This is a genomic window from Streptomyces sp. NBC_01166 (assembly GCF_045039765.1).
In the GTDB taxonomy this organism is placed as follows: Bacteria; Actinomycetota; Actinomycetes; order Streptomycetales; family Streptomycetaceae; genus Streptomyces.
On record NZ_CP108613.1, the window covers coordinates 7,395,200 to 7,414,600 of the forward strand.

The 19,401-nt window shown below is 70.3% G+C and carries 17 protein-coding genes; 14 read left to right on the forward strand and 3 right to left on the reverse strand.

The window, feature by feature from the left end:
* Window positions 1-2 precede the first annotated feature (2 nt).
* The 12 genes from OG379_RS33405 to OG379_RS33460 are packed head-to-tail and all read left to right on the forward strand — an operon-like array spanning window position 3 to window position 11,353.
* A complete protein-coding gene (locus tag OG379_RS33405) occupies window positions 3-806 on the forward strand; it encodes an ABC transporter permease (RefSeq protein ID WP_031094766.1) in 804 nt (267 codons plus the stop codon).
* Window positions 806-2,104, forward strand: coding sequence for an MCE family protein (locus tag OG379_RS33410; protein ID WP_405666866.1), 1,299 nt, complete (start codon window positions 806-808; stop codon window positions 2,102-2,104). The genes OG379_RS33405 and OG379_RS33410 overlap by 1 nt, the downstream gene beginning before the upstream one ends.
* Complete coding sequence (locus tag OG379_RS33415; RefSeq protein ID WP_405666867.1) at window positions 2,101-3,132, forward strand: MCE family protein; 1,032 nt, start codon at window positions 2,101-2,103, stop codon at window positions 3,130-3,132. Before OG379_RS33410 ends, OG379_RS33415 begins: the two co-directional genes overlap by 4 nt.
* Entirely contained in the window at window positions 3,129-4,148 is a 1,020-nt protein-coding gene (locus tag OG379_RS33420) for an MCE family protein (RefSeq protein WP_405666868.1), read from the forward strand. The genes OG379_RS33415 and OG379_RS33420 overlap by 4 nt, the downstream gene beginning before the upstream one ends.
* Before the next feature lies 1 nt (window position 4,149).
* Window positions 4,150-5,292, forward strand: coding sequence for an MCE family protein (locus tag OG379_RS33425; RefSeq protein ID WP_405666869.1), 1,143 nt, complete (start codon window positions 4,150-4,152; stop codon window positions 5,290-5,292).
* Entirely contained in the window at window positions 5,289-6,431 is a 1,143-nt protein-coding gene (locus OG379_RS33430; RefSeq protein WP_405666870.1) for an MCE family protein, read from the forward strand. The genes OG379_RS33425 and OG379_RS33430 overlap by 4 nt, the downstream gene beginning before the upstream one ends.
* Window positions 6,431-7,666, forward strand: a complete 1,236-nt coding sequence (locus OG379_RS33435; RefSeq protein WP_405666871.1) for an MCE family protein — start codon at window positions 6,431-6,433, stop codon at window positions 7,664-7,666. The genes OG379_RS33430 and OG379_RS33435 overlap by 1 nt, the downstream gene beginning before the upstream one ends.
* Window positions 7,663-8,184: a hypothetical protein gene (locus OG379_RS33440; RefSeq protein WP_405666872.1), complete on the forward strand. Its 522-nt coding sequence runs from the start codon at window positions 7,663-7,665 to the stop codon at window positions 8,182-8,184. The genes OG379_RS33435 and OG379_RS33440 overlap by 4 nt, the downstream gene beginning before the upstream one ends.
* Window positions 8,181-8,768: a hypothetical protein gene (locus tag OG379_RS33445; protein ID WP_405666873.1), complete on the forward strand. Its 588-nt coding sequence runs from the start codon at window positions 8,181-8,183 to the stop codon at window positions 8,766-8,768. The genes OG379_RS33440 and OG379_RS33445 overlap by 4 nt, the downstream gene beginning before the upstream one ends.
* A 14-nt stretch (window positions 8,769-8,782) precedes the next feature.
* Window positions 8,783-9,310: a nuclear transport factor 2 family protein gene (locus OG379_RS33450; RefSeq protein ID WP_405666874.1), complete on the forward strand. Its 528-nt coding sequence runs from the start codon at window positions 8,783-8,785 to the stop codon at window positions 9,308-9,310.
* A gap of 41 nt (window positions 9,311-9,351) precedes the next feature.
* Window positions 9,352-10,101 (forward strand): hypothetical protein, encoded by a 750-nt coding sequence (locus OG379_RS33455; protein ID WP_405666875.1) that lies wholly within the window; start codon window positions 9,352-9,354, stop codon window positions 10,099-10,101.
* Between the two features lie 19 nt (window positions 10,102-10,120).
* Window positions 10,121-11,353 (forward strand): lytic murein transglycosylase, encoded by a 1,233-nt coding sequence (locus OG379_RS33460; protein WP_405666876.1) that lies wholly within the window; start codon window positions 10,121-10,123, stop codon window positions 11,351-11,353.
* Window positions 11,354-11,357: 4 nt separating this feature from the next.
* On the opposite strand, the gene OG379_RS33465 is transcribed toward OG379_RS33460, so the two are convergent.
* On the reverse strand, window positions 11,358-12,419 hold the full coding sequence (locus tag OG379_RS33465; protein ID WP_405666877.1) for an ATP-dependent DNA ligase: 1,062 nt from the start codon (window positions 12,417-12,419) through the stop codon (window positions 11,358-11,360).
* A gap of 94 nt (window positions 12,420-12,513) precedes the next feature.
* Here OG379_RS33465 and ligD point away from each other — a divergent pair, with 94 nt between their 5' ends.
* On the forward strand, window positions 12,514-13,524 hold the full coding sequence (ligD, locus tag OG379_RS33470; protein ID WP_405668736.1) for a non-homologous end-joining DNA ligase: 1,011 nt from the start codon (window positions 12,514-12,516) through the stop codon (window positions 13,522-13,524).
* Window positions 13,521-14,600, forward strand: coding sequence for an ABC transporter permease (locus tag OG379_RS33475; RefSeq protein WP_405666879.1), 1,080 nt, complete (start codon window positions 13,521-13,523; stop codon window positions 14,598-14,600). The genes ligD and OG379_RS33475 overlap by 4 nt, the downstream gene beginning before the upstream one ends.
* A 13-nt stretch (window positions 14,601-14,613) precedes the next feature.
* Here the strand turns inward: OG379_RS33475 and OG379_RS33480 are convergent, their stop codons facing one another.
* Both OG379_RS33480 and OG379_RS33485 read right to left on the reverse strand, forming a co-directional pair.
* Window positions 14,614-16,851 (reverse strand): OmpL47-type beta-barrel domain-containing protein, encoded by a 2,238-nt coding sequence (locus tag OG379_RS33480; RefSeq protein WP_405666880.1) that lies wholly within the window; start codon window positions 16,849-16,851, stop codon window positions 14,614-14,616.
* On the reverse strand, window positions 16,848-19,292 hold the full coding sequence (locus OG379_RS33485; RefSeq protein ID WP_405666882.1) for a ThuA domain-containing protein: 2,445 nt from the start codon (window positions 19,290-19,292) through the stop codon (window positions 16,848-16,850). The genes OG379_RS33480 and OG379_RS33485 overlap by 4 nt, the downstream gene beginning before the upstream one ends.
* Window positions 19,293-19,401: the final 109 nt, after the last annotated feature.

A 19,401-nucleotide genomic window follows, 5' to 3' on the forward strand; every position in this document is an offset into this window, starting at 1 on the left:
CGATGTCGATGCTCGGCTGGCTCGACCGCTCGGGGGAGCAACTCACCTTCTACGTAAGGGCGCTCATCTGGATACCCCGGACGCTGCGCCGCTATCTCAAGGAGGTCCAGCGGCTGCTCGCCGAGGTCGCCTTCGGCAGCGGCGGCCTCGGTGTCATCGGCGGAACCATCGGCGTGATGATCGCGATGACCCTCGCCACCGGCTCGGTCGTCGGCCTCCAGGGGTACGCGGCCCTCGACCAGATCGGCACCTCCGCCTTCACCGGCTTCATCTCCGCCTACTTCAACACCCGGGAGATCGCCCCGCTCGTGGCGGGCCTCGCGCTCTCGGCGACCGTCGGCGCCGGCTTCACCGCCCAGCTCGGCGCGATGCGGATCAACGAGGAGGTCGACGCCCTCGAGGCGATGGGCGTGCGCTCCATGCCCTACCTCGTCACCACGCGGATCATCGCCGGTGTCGTCGCCATCATCCCGCTGTACGCGATCGGGCTGCTCTCCTCCTACCTGGCGTCCCGCTACATCACCGTGCTGTTCAACGGGCAGTCGGCGGGCACCTACGACCACTACTTCAATCTCTTCCTCTCCCCGGACGACGTGCTGCTGTCGGTGCTCAAGGTGCTGATCTTCAGCGTGCTGGTGATCCTCGCCCACTGCTACTACGGCTTCCACGCCACCGGCGGCCCGGCCGGCGTGGGCGTGGCCGTGGGCCGCTCGGTGCGCAACGCCATCGTGCTGATCAGCGTCACCGACTTCTTCCTCTCGCTCGCCATCTGGGGCGCGACGACAACGGTGAAGGTGGCCGGCTGATGCATTCCCCAACGGCGCAGACGGTGCGCCGCAGACTCGCGGGTGTGGCCTTCGTGCTCGTGCCCGCCGTGCTCGTATGGCTGTCGGTCTCCGTGTACGAGAAGGACTTCACGGACGACGCCACCGTGACCGTACGCACCGGAAGCGTCGGCAACGAGATGCACGACAACGCCGAGGTGAAGCTGCGCGGAGTCGTGATCGGCGAGGTGCGCGACATCGAGGCGGCCGGGGACGGGGCGCGGCTGACCCTCGCCATCCAGCCCGGCCGGCTGGAGCAGATACCCGCGGACGTCACCGCCCAGATGCTGCCCACCACCCTCTTCGGCGAGCGGTTCGTCGCCCTCGTGCCTCCGTCCGTCCCGTCCACGCAGACCCTGCGGGCCGGCGCCGTGATCCCGCAGGACCGCTCCTCCAACGCCATCGAGCTGGAGGAGGTCCTCGACAACGTCCTGCCGATGCTGACCGCCGTCCAGCCGCAGAAGCTCGCCGCCACCCTCAACGCGGTGTCCCAGGCGCTCGAAGGACGCGGCGACAAGCTCGGCGACACGCTGGTCACCCTCGACGCCCACCTCAAGGAGTTCAACCCGCAACTCCCCACGCTCAACGCGGACATCAAGGAACTCGTCAAGGTCAGCACGCTCTACGCGGACGCCGCCCCCGACGTCCTGGACGCGCTCACCGACTTCACCACCACCAGCGGCACCATCGCCGAACAGCAGGCGGAACTCGCCGATCTGTACGGCTCCACCACCGCATCCGCCCAGGACGTCACCTCCTTCCTGCGCAAGAACAAGGACAACCTCATCCGTCTCTCCGCCTCGGGCCGGCCGACGCTGGAACTCCTCGCGGAGTACTCGGACGCCTTCCCCTGCACCCTCCGTACGATGGCCGGCTTCGTGCCCGCCATGGACAAGGCGCTCGGCAAGGGCACCGACCGGCCCGGCCTCCACGTCACGCTCAAGCCCGTGGAGTCGAAGGGGAAGTACGTGGCGGGCAAGGACACCCCGGTCTACGGCGCGACCGGCGGGCCGCACTGCTACTCGGTGCCGTACACCGGCAGGCCGGTGCCGACCGCCGACGCCCGGACCGCTTCCGCCACGGACAGCGCCCCCGGCTCGGCCGGCCAGGACACCGGAGCCGCCGACACCGCCCTCGGCATGCCCAACTCCCCGGAGGAGAGCCGGCTCGTCAACGAGCTCGTCGCCCCCTCCCTGAAAGTGAGGCCCCAGACCCTGCCCGACTGGAGCAGCGTGCTCATCGGTCCGGCCTTCCGCGGTGCGGAGGTGAAGCTCAAGTGAAGCGCCGCTCCCTCGCGGGACCCCTCGTGAAGTCGATCGTCTTCGTCGTGGTGACCGCCCTGGCCACCACCGTCCTGGGACTGTCCATCGCCAACACCGGCGTCGGCGACACCGTCTCGTACAAGGCGCGGTTCACCGACGCGACCGGACTCGTCGTCGGCGACAGCGTCCGGATCGCCGGCGTCAAGGTGGGACAGGTCGAATCCATCCAGGTCGCCGACAAGCGGCTGGCCGAGGTCGGCTTCGCCGTCCGCAAGGGCCGGAAGCTGCCCGCCTCGGTGACCGCCTCCATCAAGTACCTCAACATGGTCGGTCAGCGCTACATCGACCTCGACCAGGGCGCCGGTCCCGTCGGCGCGAGCTTCAGGTCGGGAGAGACCATCCCGCTCTCCCGCACCACACCCGCGCTGGACCTCACTCAGCTCTTCAACGGCTTCCAGCCGCTCTTCGAGGGGCTGTCGCCACCGGACGTCAATCAGCTGGCCGGCTCGATCGTCCAGGTCCTCCAGGGCGAGGGCGGCACCGTCGACAGCATCCTCTCCCACGTCGGATCACTGACCGGCACCGTCGCGGCCAAGGACAAGGTGATCGGCGAGGTGATCAAGAACCTCAACACGGTCCTGAAGACCGTCAACGACCGGGAGGCGGGCTTCGACGACCTCGTCGTCACCCTCCAGAAGCTCGTCACGGGCTTCTCCGGCGACCGCAAGCCGCTCGGCGAGGCGGTCACGGCGATGGGCGCGCTCACCACCGTCACCGCTGACCTCCTCCAGGACGGCCGCAAGCCGCTCAAGGAGGACATCGCCCAGCTCGGACGGCTCACCGGAGGGCTCGACAGGAACGCCCCCGAGATCGAGAGCTTCCTGCAGAAGACCCCGGCCAAGATGGAGGCCATCACCCGCCTCACCTCGTACGGCTCATGGCTCAACCTCTACCTCTGCGAAGCCAGGGTCAACGGCGTGACGACCGAGGACGGCAGCGCGCCGCCCACCGGCGTCACCATCGAGCAGCCGAGGTGCCAGGGATGAGAATCAAGCCCGTACGGGAACGCAGCCCCGTCGCCGTCAGCATCGTCGGACTCCTCGTACTGACACTCGTCGGCCTCGCCGCCTACCGCGCAGACGCACTGCCCTTCATCGGTGGCGGCACCACATACAGCGCCGACTTCACCGAATCCGCAGGCCTCGACGAGGGCGACGAGGTGCGGATCGCCGGAGTGAAGGTGGGCGAGGTCACCGGCGTCTCGCTCGACGGGGCCAAGGTGAAGGTGGAGTTCCGGGTCAAGGACGCCTGGATCGGCAACTCCTCCACCGTCGGCATCGCCATCAAGACCCTCCTGGGCGACAAGTACCTCGCCGTCGACCCCCTCGGCAACGCCAGGCAGGACCCCGGCTCCCGCATCACCGCGAGCCGCACCACGTCCCCGTACGACGTCACCCAGGCGTTCAACGGACTCGGCGAGACGATCGAAGAGATCGACACCGCCCAGCTCGCCCAGAGCTTCGAGACGATCTCCGAGACGTTCAAGGACTCACCACCCGACGTGCGCAGCGCGGCGAACGGGCTGTCGGCGCTGTCGAGGACCGTGTCCGAGCGGGACGCCCAGCTCGCCACCCTCCTCAAGGGCAGCAAGCAGCTCACCAAGACGCTCGCGAGCAAGAAGAGCAGCTTCGAGACCCTCCTGGAGGACGGAAATCTGCTCCTCGGCGAGATCCAGGCGCGCCGCGACTCCATCCACCTGCTGCTCACCGGCACCCGGAACCTCGGGACGCAGCTCACCGGGCTCGTCACGGACAACGACAAGCAGCTGAAACCCACCCTGGACTCGCTGGGACGGGTCACCTCGGTCCTCGTGAAGAACCGCAAGAGCCTCGACAAGGTCCTCTCCCTGGCCGGCTCCTACAACCGGCTCGTCGGCAACACCCTCGGCAACGGCCGCTGGTTCGACAACTACGTCTGCGGGGTCGTCCCGAAGAGCTACCTGCCCGCCGGCACACCCCCCGACGACGGCGACTGCATGCCACCGAAGCAGGGAGGGCGCTGACATGAGACGCACACGCATCATCGGGATCGGCGCCGGGCTCGCGGTCGTGGCGGTCGCCGCCACCTCGGGTGTGATGGCGATGGACGACCAGGGGAAGACCACCGTCACCGCCTACTTCGACCAGGCCACGGGGGTGTACGCCGGATCGGATCTGCGGATCCTCGGTGTGAAGGTCGGCACCGTCGAATCCGTCGAACCGAGCGGCAAGGAGGTCAGGGTCACCCTGCGGCTCGACGAGGGCGTCGAGGTTCCCAAGGAGGCGCACGCCGTCGTCGTGGCCCCCAGCCTGGTCGCCGACCGGTACGTACAGCTCGCGCCGGCGTACACCGGGGGAGCGCGGCTCGAGGACGACGCCGTGCTACCGGCCGCCCAGAACGCCACCCCCATCGAAGTGGACCAGCTGTACGAGTCGATCACCGAGCTCTCCACGGCCCTCGGCCCGGACGGCGCCAACACGGACGGCGCGCTCGCGGGACTCCTCGACACCGGGGCCAAGAACCTCGACGGCAACGGGAAGGCCATCGGAGACTCCGTCGAACAGTTCGGCAAGGCGACGAAGACACTCGACAGGAGCAGCGGGAACCTCTTCGACACACTGTCCTACCTGCAGACCTTCACCACGATGCTGAAGGACAACGACGGCAACGTGCGGGCCGCCGAGCAGCAGCTGAACACCGTCACCGGCTTCCTCGCCGACGACAAGCAGAACCTCGGCGCGGCCCTGAAGGAACTGGGCAAGGCGCTCGGCCAGGTCAAGGGATTCATCCAGAGGAACCGCGGCGCCCTCAAGCAGAACGTGGACCTTCTGCTGCCGCTCACCCAGACCCTGGTCGACCAGCGCGCCTCGCTCGCCGAGTCCCTCGACACTCTGCCCCTCGCGGCGGGCAATGTCCTGAACGCCTACGACCCGGCGAACCGCACCCTCAACGGGCGCACCGACCTCAACGAACTGTCGATGGGCGGGCCCCTCACCGGGACCGAGGCCGGAGCCGCCGGTCTGCAGGGGCTGGCCCCGGTGGACACCACCCGGCAGGAGGCACTGCCCGCACTCCCGCTGCCCGCCGTCGGCACCGTCTACGGCACCCCGGAGAAGTCCGGGACGAAGAAGCACGGAACGGACGAGAAGAAGGAGGCGACCCCATGAGCCCCGCCCTGCGCAGCCCCGGCACCCGCGCGGTCACGGGCCTCGGCGCCCTGGTCGCCGCCGGTGTCGGCTTCGTGCTGGTCGCCACGACCGTCGGCCTGCCGTCGTTCTCGGGCATCGAGCAGGTGCCGCTGCCCGGCGGAGCCGACCTCGGAGACCACCCGTACGAGATCACCGCCGAGTTCGGCGACGTCCTCAGTCTCGCCCCGCAGTCCTCGGTCAAGGTCAACGACGTAGCCGTCGGCCGGGTCACCGAGATCGCCCTGACCCCGGGCAGCTGGACCGCCAAGGTCACCATGCGCGTCAACGGGAAGATCGACCTGCCCGCCAACGCCTACGCCCACCTCGAACAGTCCAGCCTCCTCGGCGAGAAGTTCGTCCAGCTCTCGCCCCCGAGCGCAGGCACCGCCCGGGGCGCCCTCAAGGACGGCGACCGGATCCCGCTCGCCCGCACCAACCGCAACCCGGAGGTCGAAGAGGTCTTCGGTGCCCTGTCGATGCTCCTCAACGGAGGCGGGGTCGACCAGCTCAAGACCATCACCACCGAGCTCAACAAGGCACTCGCCGGACAGGAACCGCAGATCCGCTCGATGCTGCAGCGGGTCGACACCCTCGTCACGAACCTGGACGGCCACAAGGAGGACATCACCCAGGCACTCGACGGCGTCAACCGGCTCTCGGCCACCCTCGCCACCCGCAAACAGGACGTCGGCACGGTCCTCACCGGTCTCAGCCCCGGTCTGAAGGTCCTGGAGAAGCAGCGTGGATCGCTCCTCACCATGCTGCGCTCGCTCGACTCGCTCTCCACCGTCGCCGTCGACACGATCAACAAGAGCAAGGCCGACATGATCGCCGACCTCGAAGCCATCGCACCCACGCTCACCGCGCTCGCCGACTCCGGCAACGACCTGCCGGACTCCCTCCAGGTCCTGGTCACCTACCCGTTCACCGACGAGGTGCTCCGCGGCGTGAAGGGCGACTACCTCAACGTCTACCTGGACGTGACCGCCCAGCCCGGCACCCAGGTCATCCCCGCACTCACCCCGCCCACGGAGTCCGGCACGCAGAAGAAGCCAGGGGCGGCGCTGCCCCTGCCGCTTCCCTCGGTCACCACACCGGGAACGGAGGGCACCCGCTGATGATCACCCTCGCCATCCGGCTCAAGAACATCGCCTTCCTCGTCATCGCCGTACTCGTCCTCGGCTTCCTGGGGGTGCGGTACGCCGACCTCGGCCACTACGTCGGGCTGCGCGACTACTACACCGTCACGGTGCAACTGCCTCAGACAGGCGGCCTGTTCACCCACTCGAACGTCAGCTACCGAGGCGTGTCCGTGGGCAGGGTCGGCCCGATCGAGCTCACCGACGACGGGGTCGAGGCCGAACTGCGCATCGAGAACGACGCGCCGCGCATCCCGGACAGTCTGCAGGCCGTCGTCGCCAACCTCTCCGCGGTCGGCGAGCAGTACATCGACCTGCGCCCCACCCGCGCGGACGGCCCCTTCCTGGAGAACGGCTCGGTCATCGACCAGGCCGACACCACCATCCCCGCACCCGTCACCGACGTCCTCGTCGGCGTCAACGACCTGACGGCCTCCGTCGACACGGAAGCCCTGCGCACGGTCGTCGACGAATTCGGCACGGCGTTCAGCGGGCGTGGCGACGACCTCCAGGTCCTGCTCGACACCGGCAGCGAGTTCATCGAGGCCGCCGACGAGGCCCTGCCGACCACCACCAAGCTGATGGCCGACGGCGAGACCGTGCTGCGCACCCAGAACGAACAGGGCGAAGCGCTCAAGGGCTTCGCCTCGGGGGCCGAGGAACTCGCCGCAGAACTCAAGGGATCCGACACCGACCTGCGCCGGCTCATCGCCGCGGCACCCGATGCCACCGAACAGATCAGCGGCCTGCTGCGCGACCTCGACCCCGCCTTCGGCGTGGTCGTCGCCAACCTCCTCACCACCTCCGAGGTCGCCGTCACACGGCAGCGCGGACTGGAGGAACTCCTGGTCAAGCTCCCCGCCGTCGCGGCCGCCGGCGCCAGCGCCGTCGACCAGGACGGGGCCAGGTTCGGCATGTCGGTCACCTTCTTCGAACCACTGCCCTGCACCGCCGGATACGGCTCCACCACCTACCGCCCCGGCACCGACGTCTCGGCGGCCCCCGCGGCCAACACCAAGGCCCGCTGCGCGTCCTCGCCAGGCAGCGGCATCAACGTCCGCGGCAGCGCCAACGCCCCGAAGGGCGGCCCCGTGCCCGAACCGTTCACGCCGGGCTCCGGCGTCCTCCCGGACACGCTCGGCACCACCGGGAGGACCACCGTGCCGCAGGCCGACGGCATGGCCGGCCTGCTCGGCCTGGGAGGCGGCTCATGAGTGACCGTACGAGAACGGGGATCGGCTGGGCCGCCCTGCTCGCCGCCGTGCTGGTCTGTGCGCTCGGCACCTGGTCGTACGCCCGGGCCCGGGGGGACGACACCCTGGCGTACGCGAAGAGCCGCGACGCCGCCCTCGCCGACGGCAGGCGGCACCTCGCCCGGCTGACCAGCATGGACGGCAAGAGCGCCGCACGAGTGAAGTCCGGGCTCACCGCGTGGCTCGACGCCTCGACCGGACCGCTGCACGACCGGCTGGAGCGCACCCGGAAGAAGGACGCGGTCGAGCTCACCGAGTCCGGCGCCACCGCACGCGGCAAGGTCACCGACGCCGCCCTCACCGCGCTCGACGACCGGGCCGGCACCGCGGCGCTCATCGCGACCGTCGACGTCGGGATCACCCCGCGCACCGGCAAGGGCGGGACGGAGCGCAAACGCTTCGAGGCGACGCTGGCCCGGACCGGGGACGGTTGGAAGATCAAGGCACTTGACGCGCTACCGGTCGGGAGCGGCTCATGAAGCAGAGCACGGGAACAGCGACGATCCCGCCGGACCTCGACCCCGTACCGGACACGGATCCCGCGCCGGACGTCGCCCCCGCCCGTCGGAGGTGGACCCGCCCGGCCGCGGCACTGCTGGCAGTCGCCCTGCTGGGCGTGGGTGCCACCCTGTTCGTCCAGGGGCAGCGGCTCCGCGACACCCCCGCCACCTCCAACCACGCCCTGACGGACTCCGCCGAGACCACCCGGGTCGCCGGCGACGTGAGCAGCGCGCTGGGCAAGGTCTTCTCGTACAGTCCGCAGGCCACCGGCGCCACCAAGGAGTCGGCGAAGCAACTGCTCGGCGGCCGGGCCCTCCAGCAGTACGCGGCGCTGTTCGGCCAGGTCGAGAAGCAGGCCGCGGACCAGAAGCTGACGCTCACCAGCCAGGCCGTACGCGCCGGAGTCACCCGGCTCACCGGCAGCAGTGCCCACCTCCTCGTCTTCCTCGACCAGATCTACGAGCGCGAGGGGAAGCCCGCCACCACGGCGGCGGCGCAGCTGTCCGTGACCGCGGAACTGCGTGACGGGCACTGGCGGATCGTCGACATCACCTCCAGGTAGGGGAGAGCACCGAGATGGCACGGGTACGCACGACGAGGAATCCGCTGCGGGCTGCCGCGGTCGCGCTGACGGTCGCGGCCGCCGTCGCCGCGGGCTGGGGTGGCTGGTCCCGCTACGACGCCGCGCACGACGACTCGGCGGCCTACGCGCAGGCCCGCGACGACGCCCTGGCGGCGGGGGAGCAGGCGGTGCAGAACATGAACACGCTCGACCACGCCCGGCTCGCCGAGGGGCTCGACAGCTGGGAGGACTCGACCACCGGTGAGCTGCACAAGCAACTCGTCGACGGGCGGGACGCGTTCGTCAAGCAGATCGAGGCGGCCAGGACGGTCAGCACCGCCAAGGTCCTGTCCGGAGCGGTGACGGAGCTGGACGACCGGGAGGGGAAGGCCGGGGTGATGGTGGCGCTGCGGGTCACCGTCACCGCCCCCGAGGGCGAGCCCGCGGTCAAGGAGAGCCGGATGCTGGGGCAGCTCACCCGCACCCCCGGCGGGTGGAAGCTCAGCGCCCTCGGCCAGGCGCCCGTCGGAAACACCGGCTGACCCCGTCCGTCCGCCACGCACGCCTTCGAGAGGACCCCGACATGTCGACGACCCGTCACCTCGTCAACCGCCGCCGCCGGCTCGCCACCGTGGCCGCCACGACCGCGCCGCCGCGTCCGGCGGTGGCCCCGGGACCGGCGCCCGAAGCTCCCGGGACACCCGGGGCGACGGAGTCACCGGAAGCGGCGGACACGGCCGCCGCCGAAGCGCCGGAGGACGGGGCCGGGACGGAGGGGGAGGCCGCAGGCGACGGGCCTCCGCGCAGACGGCTGCCCCGCCTGCGCGTCAGGCTGCCCGCCGTCCTCTGCGCCGCGACGGTCCTCCTCGGCGCCTTCGCCGTCTGGTCGTTCACCTCGGCCGGCACGCTGCGCGACGAGCCGGGCCGGCAGAACGCCGCCCTCACCGACATCGGCAGGACCAGCGAGGTCAAGGGACAGATCACCGAGGCCGTCGGCGCGGTCTTCTCCTACGACTACGCCTCGCCGGCCAAGTCCGACCAGGCCGCACGGAAGCACCTGACGGGCAAGGCGGTCCAGCAGCACAAGGACATGCTCGCGGAGGTACGCGCGCAGGCGCCGAAGCAGAAACTCGTCCTCACCACGACCGTCACCCAGAGCGGCGTCGAACTGCTCGACGGCGACCGGGCCCGGCTGCTGGTCTTCGCCGACCAGAGCAACACCCGTACCGGCAAGGAGGAGGAGACGACGTACGCCGCCGCCATGTTCGCCGTGGACGCCGTCCGCCGCGGGGACACCTGGCGGATCGCGGCCATCGACACGTTCACGCGATGACCCAGGAGAGGCAGGACACATGAGGTTCGACAAAACCATGCGCCGCGGACTCGCCGGCACGGCCACCGCGGTCGCGGCCATGGCGGCGCTCACCGCGTCCCAGGCCCCGGGGCTCACTGGCCTCGGCGGTGCCGAGGACATGAAGAACGTGGCGTCGGACGACGTGGTCTGGACCGAGGTGCCGAACGACGACAGCTACCACACCGAGCTGCCGCCCCTGGAGTCACCGGAGCCGCCGAAGAACACCGACAGGAAGCCTCGCCCCGCCGTGGCGCAGCCCTGGGCCGAGGCGGGCATCCCCGCCACCGTCCTGGCCGCCTACCGCGACGCGCAGAGAGCGCTCGGCCGCAGCGACCCCGGCTGCCGTCTGCCCTGGCAGTTACTCGCGGCGATCGGCAAGGTCGAGTCCGGCCACGCGAGCGGGGGGCGGGTGGACGCCGCCGGCACCACGCTCACGCCGATTCTCGGCCCCGTCCTCAACGGCAGCGGCTTCGCGCACATCGCCGACACCGACGACGGCGCGTACGACGGCGACACCCGGTACGACCGGGCCGTCGGGCCCATGCAGTTCATCCCGTCCACCTGGGCCCACTGGGGGAAGGACGGCAACGGCGACGGGCGCAAGGACCCCGGCAACATCGCCGACGCGGCGCTCGCCGCCGGCCACTACCTCTGCGCCGGGAACCGCGACCTGTCCGTACGGGCGGACCTGGACAGGGCGGTCCTCAGCTACAACCACTCGGACACCTACCTCCGTACGGTCCTTTCCTGGCTGGACTTCTACCGAAAGGGCGTCCACCCCGTGGCCGACGGCAAGGGCGTGATCCCGGAGAGCCCCGGTGCGGGAGGCCCCCACGCACCCAGGAGCCCGGTCGGCGGGGGCACTCCCGGCAAGGGCGGCGGCATCGTCGTCGGTCCGCAGCCCACCCGCACACCGGCTCCCTCCACCTCGCCGGCCCCCACCCCGACGGACACAGGCACCCCGGGCCCCAGCGGTCCGGCGACGCCCACGGAACCCGGCCCCGACCCGACCGACAGCGGTCCCACGGATCCGACGACGACCCCCGATCCGACGACGACGCCGGACCCGACGTCCACGCCGGACCCCACCACGACACCGGACCCGACCACCTCCCCCGACCCGGACCCGAGCACCACCGGCCCGGCCTGCCCGACGCCCTCGGCGGAGACCGGAGCCGCCGCGCCCACGGACGCACCCACCGACGGCCCCTGCCCCACGCCCACCGCCTGACGGGTCAGCGGCCGCCGAGCACCTCGGAGAGGTCGTACCGCACCACTTCCTCCAGCTGCGCGTAGGTGCAGCCGGAGGGGGTGCGGTCCGGCCGCCACCGCCGGAACTGGGTGGTGTGGCGGAAGCGGTCACCCTCCATGTGGTCGTACGCCACCTCGCAGACCCGCTCCGGCGCCAGCGCCACCCAGGACAGGTCCTTCTTGCCGGACCAGCGGCTCGGCGCGCCCGGCAGCCGTGCCCCCTCGTGTGCCGCCGCCTCCGCCCAGGCCGCCCACGGATGCTCCGCGGGGTCGATGCGCAACGGGTCGAGTTCCTCCAGGAGTTCCGCGCGCCGCTTCATCGAGAAGGCCGCGCACACCCCCACGTGCTGGAGCGCGCCCCCGGCGTCGTACAGACCGAGCAGCAGTGAGCCGACCACCGGGCCGCTCTTGTGGAAGCGGTAGCCCGCCACCACGCAGTCGGCGGTCCGCTCGTGCTTGATCTTGTACATGGTCCGGGCGTCCGGCCGGTACGGCAGATCGAGCGGCTTGGCGACCACCCCGTCGAGCCCCGCTCCCTCGTACCGCTCGAACCACTCCTGGGCGAGGGCCGGGTCCGTGGTCGACGGGGCGAGATGGACGGGTGCCGAGGCGTCCGCGAGCGCCCCCTCCAGGACCGTCCGCCGTTCGGTCTGGGCGGTGGTGAGCAGGGACGTGTCGTCGAAAGCGAGGATGTCGAAGGCGACGAAACTCGCCGGGTTCTGCTCGGCCAGCATCCGTACCCGCGAATCGGCCGGATGGATGCGCTCGCTCAGCCGGTCGAAGTCCAGCCGCCCGTCGTAGGGCAGGACGATCTCGCCGTCGATCACACACCGCGGCGGCAGATTCTCCCGCACGGCGGTGACCACCTCGGGGAAGTAACGGGTGAGGGGCTTCCCCGTCCGGCTGCCGATCACCACCTCGTCGCCGTCCCGGTGCACGATCGCCCGGAATCCGTCCCACTTCGCCTCGTACTGCATGCCGGGGGGAATCGCGGACACGGACTTGGCGAGCATCGGTTTCACAGGAGGCATCACCGGCAGGTCCATGGCCCGATTCTCACTCACCGCGCGGAGCACGTCTTCCGATATGCGGCATATGTGGGCCCGGCCTACGGTGTCCGACATGGGAGCAGGAGCAGCGGTGGAGCTGGACGTGGACGGACGGGCCGTGCGGCTGTCCAATCCGGACAAGGTGTACTTCCCGGAGAAGGGCTACACCAAGAAGGACGTGGCCGGCTATTTCCAGGCCGTCGGGCCGGGGATCCTCCGTGCCCTGCGCGAGCGGCCGACCACCCTCCAGCGCTTCGTCGACGGGGTCGAGGGCGATTTCTTCTACCAGAAGCGGGCGCCGAAGAACCTCCCCGACTGGACCCCCACCGCCCGGATCGAATTCCCCAGCGGCCGGCACGCCGACGAGATGTGCCCCACCGAGCTGGGCGCCGTCCTCTGGGCGGTCAATCTCGGCACCCTCACCTTCCACCCCTGGCCCGTGCGCAGGGCGGACACCGACCACCCCGACGAGCTGCGCATCGACCTCGACCCGCAGCCAGGCACCGATTACGCCGACGCGGTGAGGGCCGCCCACGAACTGCGCTCGGTCCTGGAGGACCACGGGCTGCGCGGCTGGCCCAAGACCTCCGGCGGGCGGGGCATCCACGTCTTCGTCCCGCTGGTCCCGGAGTGGACGTTCACCCAGGTCAGGCGCTCCGCCATCGCGGTGGGACGGGAACTGGAGCGCAGGATGCCGGACCGGGTGACCACCGCCTGGTGGAAGGAGGAGCGGGGCGAGCGGATCTTCGTCGACTACAACCAGACGGCCCGCGACCGCACCATCGCCTCCGCCTACTCCGTACGCCCCTTCCCGCACGCCCCGGTCTCCGCCCCGCTGCGCTGGGAGGAGATCGACGACGCCGAGCCCCGCGACTTCGACCTGCGCACCATGCCCACGCGGTACGCCGAGGTGGGTGACCTGCACGCCGACATGGACGACCACGCCTTCCGCCTCGACCAGCTGCTGGAACTGGCGAGGCGGGACGAGCACGAGCACGAGCTCGGAGACCTGCCCTATCCGCCGGAGTACCCGAAGATGCCGGGCGAGCCGAAGCGGGTGCAGCCCAGCCGCGCCCGGCACGACGACGGCGGTGACGCATGAGCGCCGAGGAGGGGGCCGAGCCCCCGGCGCACGGCGCCCACGGCAGACCCCCGACCCGGGCCGAGAAGTGGGCATCGTACAAACAGTCCCCGTACGTCCCCGCCTTCGTGCTGCTCTTCATCCTCGCCGCCGCGGCCGGGCTCTTCGCCGGGTCGTACACCTACACGATGGCCGACCCGACGCCGCGCCGGATTCCCGCCGCGGTGGTCGGCGACGTCGGGGCCCGGGGCGGGAAGCAGTTCATCGCCGGGATGGAGAAGGCCCTCGACGCCTCCCTGCGGCTGCACCCGTACGCCACCCGGGCCGGTGCCCGCGAGGCCATGGAGGAGCAGAAGGTCTTCGTGACCCTGCGGCCGGGCGAGCGCGGAGTGGCCATGGACATCGCCGGAGCCGCCGGGGCCACGGTCGCCCAACTGCTCGCCGAGACGGGGGCGAAGGTCGCGAAGGCCACGGGGGTCCCGGTCACGATCACGGACGTCAAGCCGCTCCAGAAGGGCGACCCGCGCGGGCTGGCGCTCTTCTACATCTCGCTGGCCGCCGTCATCATCGGCTTCGTCGGAGCCATCCAGCTCAGCGTGCACGCCCGAGCGCTGAATCCCCTGGAGCGGATCGCCTTCACGGTGGCCTACTCCCTGCTCGGCGGCTTCGCGATCGCCGCGGTGGTGGACTGGCTGATCGGCGCGCTGGACCTGCCGTTCGTCGAGTCCTGGCTGATCCTGGCGTTCACGATGTTCACGTCGGGCATGGTCTTCACCATGTTCAACACCATCATGGGGCGCTGGGCGATGCTCCCCACCTGGGGGCTCATGGTGCTGCTGGGCAATCCGTCGTCCGGGGGAGCGGTGTCCTGGCCGCTGCTGCCCTCGGCGCTCGGCGAGATCGGGCGCTGGCTGCCGCCGGGCGCCTCGGTCAACGCCCAGCACACGGCGGTCTACTACCAGGGCCACCAGTACGCCGCCCCCTTCCTGGTGCTGGCCGCCTGGTCGCTGGTGTCCTGCACGGTCTTCTGGGTGTGGCGCCACCGGCACCCGGGAGGCCGTGGCCACATGCCTGAGCATGCGGCCACGGCCTCGTGAGTGCGCCTCGCCCCTACAACTCCTGGATACGGATGTCGCGGTACGAGATCACGTCCGTGGTGCTGTGGACCTGGAGCCCGATGTAACCGGAGGCGTACCGCCGGCCGTCGGTGCCCGGGTCGTCGCCCCGCGGCGGCTCGAAGAGCTGGCCGCCGTTGTTGTCGAACTCGTTCAGCAGGACACCGTTGCGGTAGATCGAGTAGTGCTGGTCCACCACCCGGATCTCGTAGTCGTTCCAGGTGCCCTTGGGAGTGACTCCGGCGCCGCCGAGACCGACCCGGTCGAACCCGTAGACGGACCCGGTCTTGTACATGTCGCCGTCGGGCCGGTCGTTGACCTGGATCTCATGGCCGTACTTGATGGCCACCCACTCCGGACGGGACTCCTCCGGGTGGTCGTGGACGTTCGGGAAGCGGACGAAGACCCCGCCGTTGGCGTTGCCGCCCTCCGGGGCGTCGTCCCGCCACTGGAGCTTGAGCGAGAAGTCCCCGTACTGCCGGGACGGGAACCAGAGCATCCCCATGCCGTCCACCGTGGTGGAGCTGGTGATCGAGCCCTCCTCCTCGTTCAGCGCGAACTGTCCGCCGCCGACCTGCTCCCACTTGGCGAGGGACGCGGCGGTGCCGTCGAAGAGCTTGCGGTAGCCCTCGTCCTGGCCCGGCTTGCCGATGCCGGACTGCTTGGCCGCCTTGTAGATCTTCTTGTGCTCACGGGCGTCCACGACCCCGTCGGTGAGCAGCTTGTCCAGGACCTTGTCGACGTGCTTGAGGAACAGGGCGTGCGAGGACCAGTCCTTCTCGTCCTCGATGAGCTCGTTGATCGTGCAGCGGTTGCCGGTGAGCCGGTTGGGGACACCGGTGTCGACCGTGCCGACGATGACGGTGCGCCGTTCGTCGAACTCGGGGCAGTTGGGTGCCGGCACACCGCCGCTCTGCGCGACGGTGAACGAGCTCTGCTTCGCCTCCGAGGTGTTGCCGGCCTTGTCCGTCGCCCGGTGGGCGAACGTGTGGTGGCCGACGCGGTCGACGATGACGGGGGAGGAGTACGCGAGGTACGGGCCGCCGTCGAGGGAGTACTCGGCCTTGTCCACGCCCGAGTCGTCGTCGGTCGCGCTGAGGGTGACCTCGGCGCTCGTGATGAACGCGCCGTCCGAGTTCTTGTCGCCCGCCACGACCACGGAGGTCTCCGGTGGCGTCTTGTCCTGCGAGGGCGGTTCGACGACGGTGAAGTCCACGGACTTCTCCTCGGCCGCGTTGCCCGACTTGTCGGTGGCGCGGTAACGGACCGTGTGGGCACCGACCTCGTGCACCATCACGGGTGCGGTGTACGGCTGCCAGGCGCCGTCAGCCCCGACCGCGTACTCGATGGTGTTGACCCCCGACCCGGTGTCGGACGCGGTCACGGTGACCGTCGCCATGCCGAGGTAGGCGCCCGCGTCGTCCTTCTCGCCCGAGACGGTCGCGGAGGTCTCCGGCGGGGTCTTGTCGTCCGTCGGCGGCGCGGCGACCGCGAAGTCGACGGACTTCTCCTCGGCCGCGTTGCCCGACTTGTCGGTGGCGCGGTAGCGGATGGTGTGGCTGCCCACCTCGTCCACCACGACGGGCGCGGTGTACGGCTGCCAGGCGCCGTCCGCCCCGACCGCGTACTCGACGGTGTCGACGCCCGATCCCGCGTCGGTCGCCGCCACGGTGACGGTGGCCTGGCCGATGTACGCGCCGTCGGCGTTCTTGTCGCCGTCCACCGTCGCCGAGGTCTCGGGGGCGGTGGTGTCGTCACCGCCGCCACCGTCCTCGGTCACCGTGAGGACACCCTGCATCGAGCCGTGGCCGGGAATCGTGCAGTGGTAGAAGTACTTGCCGGGGGTGAGGGTGACCTCGACGCTGTGCTTGCCGCCCTCGCTGTCACCCGGGTTGGCCAGGATGTTGACCTGGACGTCGCTGTTGTACTCCGGGTCCGACACGCTGAACGTCAGCGTGTGCGGCATGCTCGTCGTGTTGCCCGTGGCCTCGCTGTTCTCGAAGACGATGGTCGCGGCACCGGCCACCGCGGTCGTGGGAGCCGTCAGGTAGTGGTCGATGGGATCGCCCGCGGTCCAGGTGAGGACCTGGTCGGCCGCTGCCGCCCGGTCGTCGTCGCGACCGTACGCGGCCGTGGACGCCAGCCCGAGGACCATCAGGAACGAACCGAGCAGGGCGAGCCACCACCGGGCGGGCCCGTACCGCCGTCGCGCGAGGAGTGAAGGGTGTCTCACTGCGCTGCCACCTTCCTGGCCAGGTCTGCGGCGGCCGGGGTCGGACCGCCGCCCTTGTACGTCACGCGCCACAGCGCGGACTTGGAGTCGGAGGTGAAGAAGCCGCGCCCGTAGTCCAGGACGTAGAGCGAGCCGTCCGGGGCGAACTTCCAGTCCATGAGGTTGCGGATGCCGTCGGCACCGACCGGAATGATCTTCTTCAGGGACTCGGCGTGCGTGGGCAGGCCGCCCTTGCCGACCGTCTTCGGGTCGGTCAGCACGGCGTGACGTGGCTGGGTGTCGTCGTAGAAGTCACCGACGAACCACTTCCCGTCCCAGTACGACGGCCACTTGGCCTCACTGGTGCTCGCCGCGTCGTAGCGGTAGACCGGGCCGTTCATCGTGGCCTGGCCGCCGCCCTTGAGCCAGGGCAGGAGCTCCTTCTGGTCCTCCACCTTGTAGCTCGGGATGCCGTTCTCGTCGCGCGGGTAGTCGACGCCGCCGCCCTGGGGCGAATACCAGATGGTGTTGCCGGTCACCGGCGGCAGCTTGACGAGGCCGTCGTTGTTCGGCGACTCGTTCTTCGGCGCGTCGCAGTCGTACCAGTCCAGCGGCTTGGTGGGATCGGGCAGGTTGCGGTCCCGGTAGGGCTGCTTGTTGCCCATGCAGTACGGCCAGCCGTGGTTGCCGGCCTTGGTGATCGCCGCGAACGTGTCGTACTTGGCGGGGCCCCAGGTCGTGCTCGGCGCTCCCGCGTCGGGGCCGACCCAGCCCGCGTACAGCGTGTCGGTCGACTTGTCGATGGAGATGCGGGCGGGGTTGCGGACACCCATCACGTAGATCTCGCCACGGGTCTTGCCGCCACCTTCGTCCGGCTCCTTGCCCGTGAAGAGATTGCCCTCGGGCAGGGAGTAGGTGCCGTCGTCCTCGGGGTGGATCCGCAGGATCTTCCCGTTGAGGTTGTTGGTGTTGCCCGCGGTACGCCGGGCGTCGGCGAAGGACACGCCCTTGTAGTTCGGCTGCGGGTTGTTGCCCGAGTAACCGTCGCTGAACTGGGAGGAGTTGTTGTCACCGGTCGCGATGTACAGGTTCCCCTTCGAGTCCCAGGCCATCCCGCCGCCCGCGTGGCAGCAGCTGTGGATCTGGACCGGCCAGTGCAGGAGCACCTTCTCGGACGCCAGGTCCAGCTTGTTCGTGGCGTGGTCGAAGGTGAAGCGCGAGACCTGGCGCACCGCCATCTGCTTGTCGCGGTCGATCTTCGCGTGCGGGGTGTAGTGCAGATACACCCAGCCGTTGGTGGCGAAGTCCGGGTCCAGCTCGATCCCGAGCAGGCCCTCCTCCACCTTGACCAGTTCGTCGCCGCCGCCCTTGTTGCCGAAGACGCTCAGCTTGCCGGCGAGGGTGACCTTCTTGGTGGCGGGGTCGTAGACGTGGATCTCGCCCTCGCCCTTGCCGACGTTCGGGTTGTTCCAGTCGGTGACCACCGGCACGCTGCTGTCCGTGCCGCCCCGCCCGATGTAGAAGATCCGCCCGTCCTTCGCGGTCACGAGGCCGTGCGGTTCGCCGATCTGGTCGTTCTGGCCGGGCTGATTGGGCTGGGTGAGCCGCTCGGCCTTGTAGTTGGAGTCGATCGTGGCCTTGCAGTCGGCCTGCGACAGACGACTCGTCCAGGCGAGCGCGCCGCGCAGATGATCGCGGAAGTCGGTCTCGGCGAAGCTCGCCGCCGTACCGCCCATGGCCGTGTAGAAGGAGCGCCCGCCGTCGTAGTCACGGCACCAGGAGACCGGGTGGTCCCAGCCGTTGGCGCTCTTGCCCGGGGTGTAGGTGAGCTCACGGACGCGGGCCACGGTGTGCACGTCGCCGGACGGGTTGTCCTTCCAGTTCAGCCACTTGTCCGGGCGCTTCCACTCCAGCGGGAGGTTCTTCGTCGCCGGGTGCTGCCGGTCGCCGATCTCCACGGTCGCACGCTGGACGCCCGTCGGGCTGTCCGCCGCCGGGCGGGCGCCGACCAGGCCGGTGAACCAGTCGGAGTACGGCTCGGTGCGGGCCGCGTCATGGATGCCGAGGAAGCCGCCGCCGGCCTCCATGTACGCCTCGAGGCCCGCCTCCTGCTCCGGGTCCAGCACATCGCCGCCGCCGGTCAGAAAGACGACCGCGTTGTACTTTCCGAGCTTCTTGCCGTTGGTGAAGACCCCGGCGTCGTCGGTGGCGACGGTCTTGAAGCGCCCGGCCTCAGGACCGCTGAGCCCGATCTTCTCGATGGCCGCGATGCCCGCGTCCACGGCCGGCGACTCCTCGCCGGCCGAGGCGTGGAACACCAGTACCTTGACGTCGGCCCCGCCGGGCGGCGTGGGAAGGGACAACGTTGTCGCCATCCGTTCCTTCAGCCCTGGGTCCGGATAAGGGCTGGCAGTGGCCGCGTTGCCGCCGAGCAGGGACGCGGTCAGGGCACCTGCCGCCACGGCCGCCGCGATACCGCGGCGCGATCTGGACCTGTGATGTGGTGTGCGCTGCATGTGGTCACCCACCCCTCTTGGTCACTTCTCTGGTCACTTCTTCGTCACCGCACCT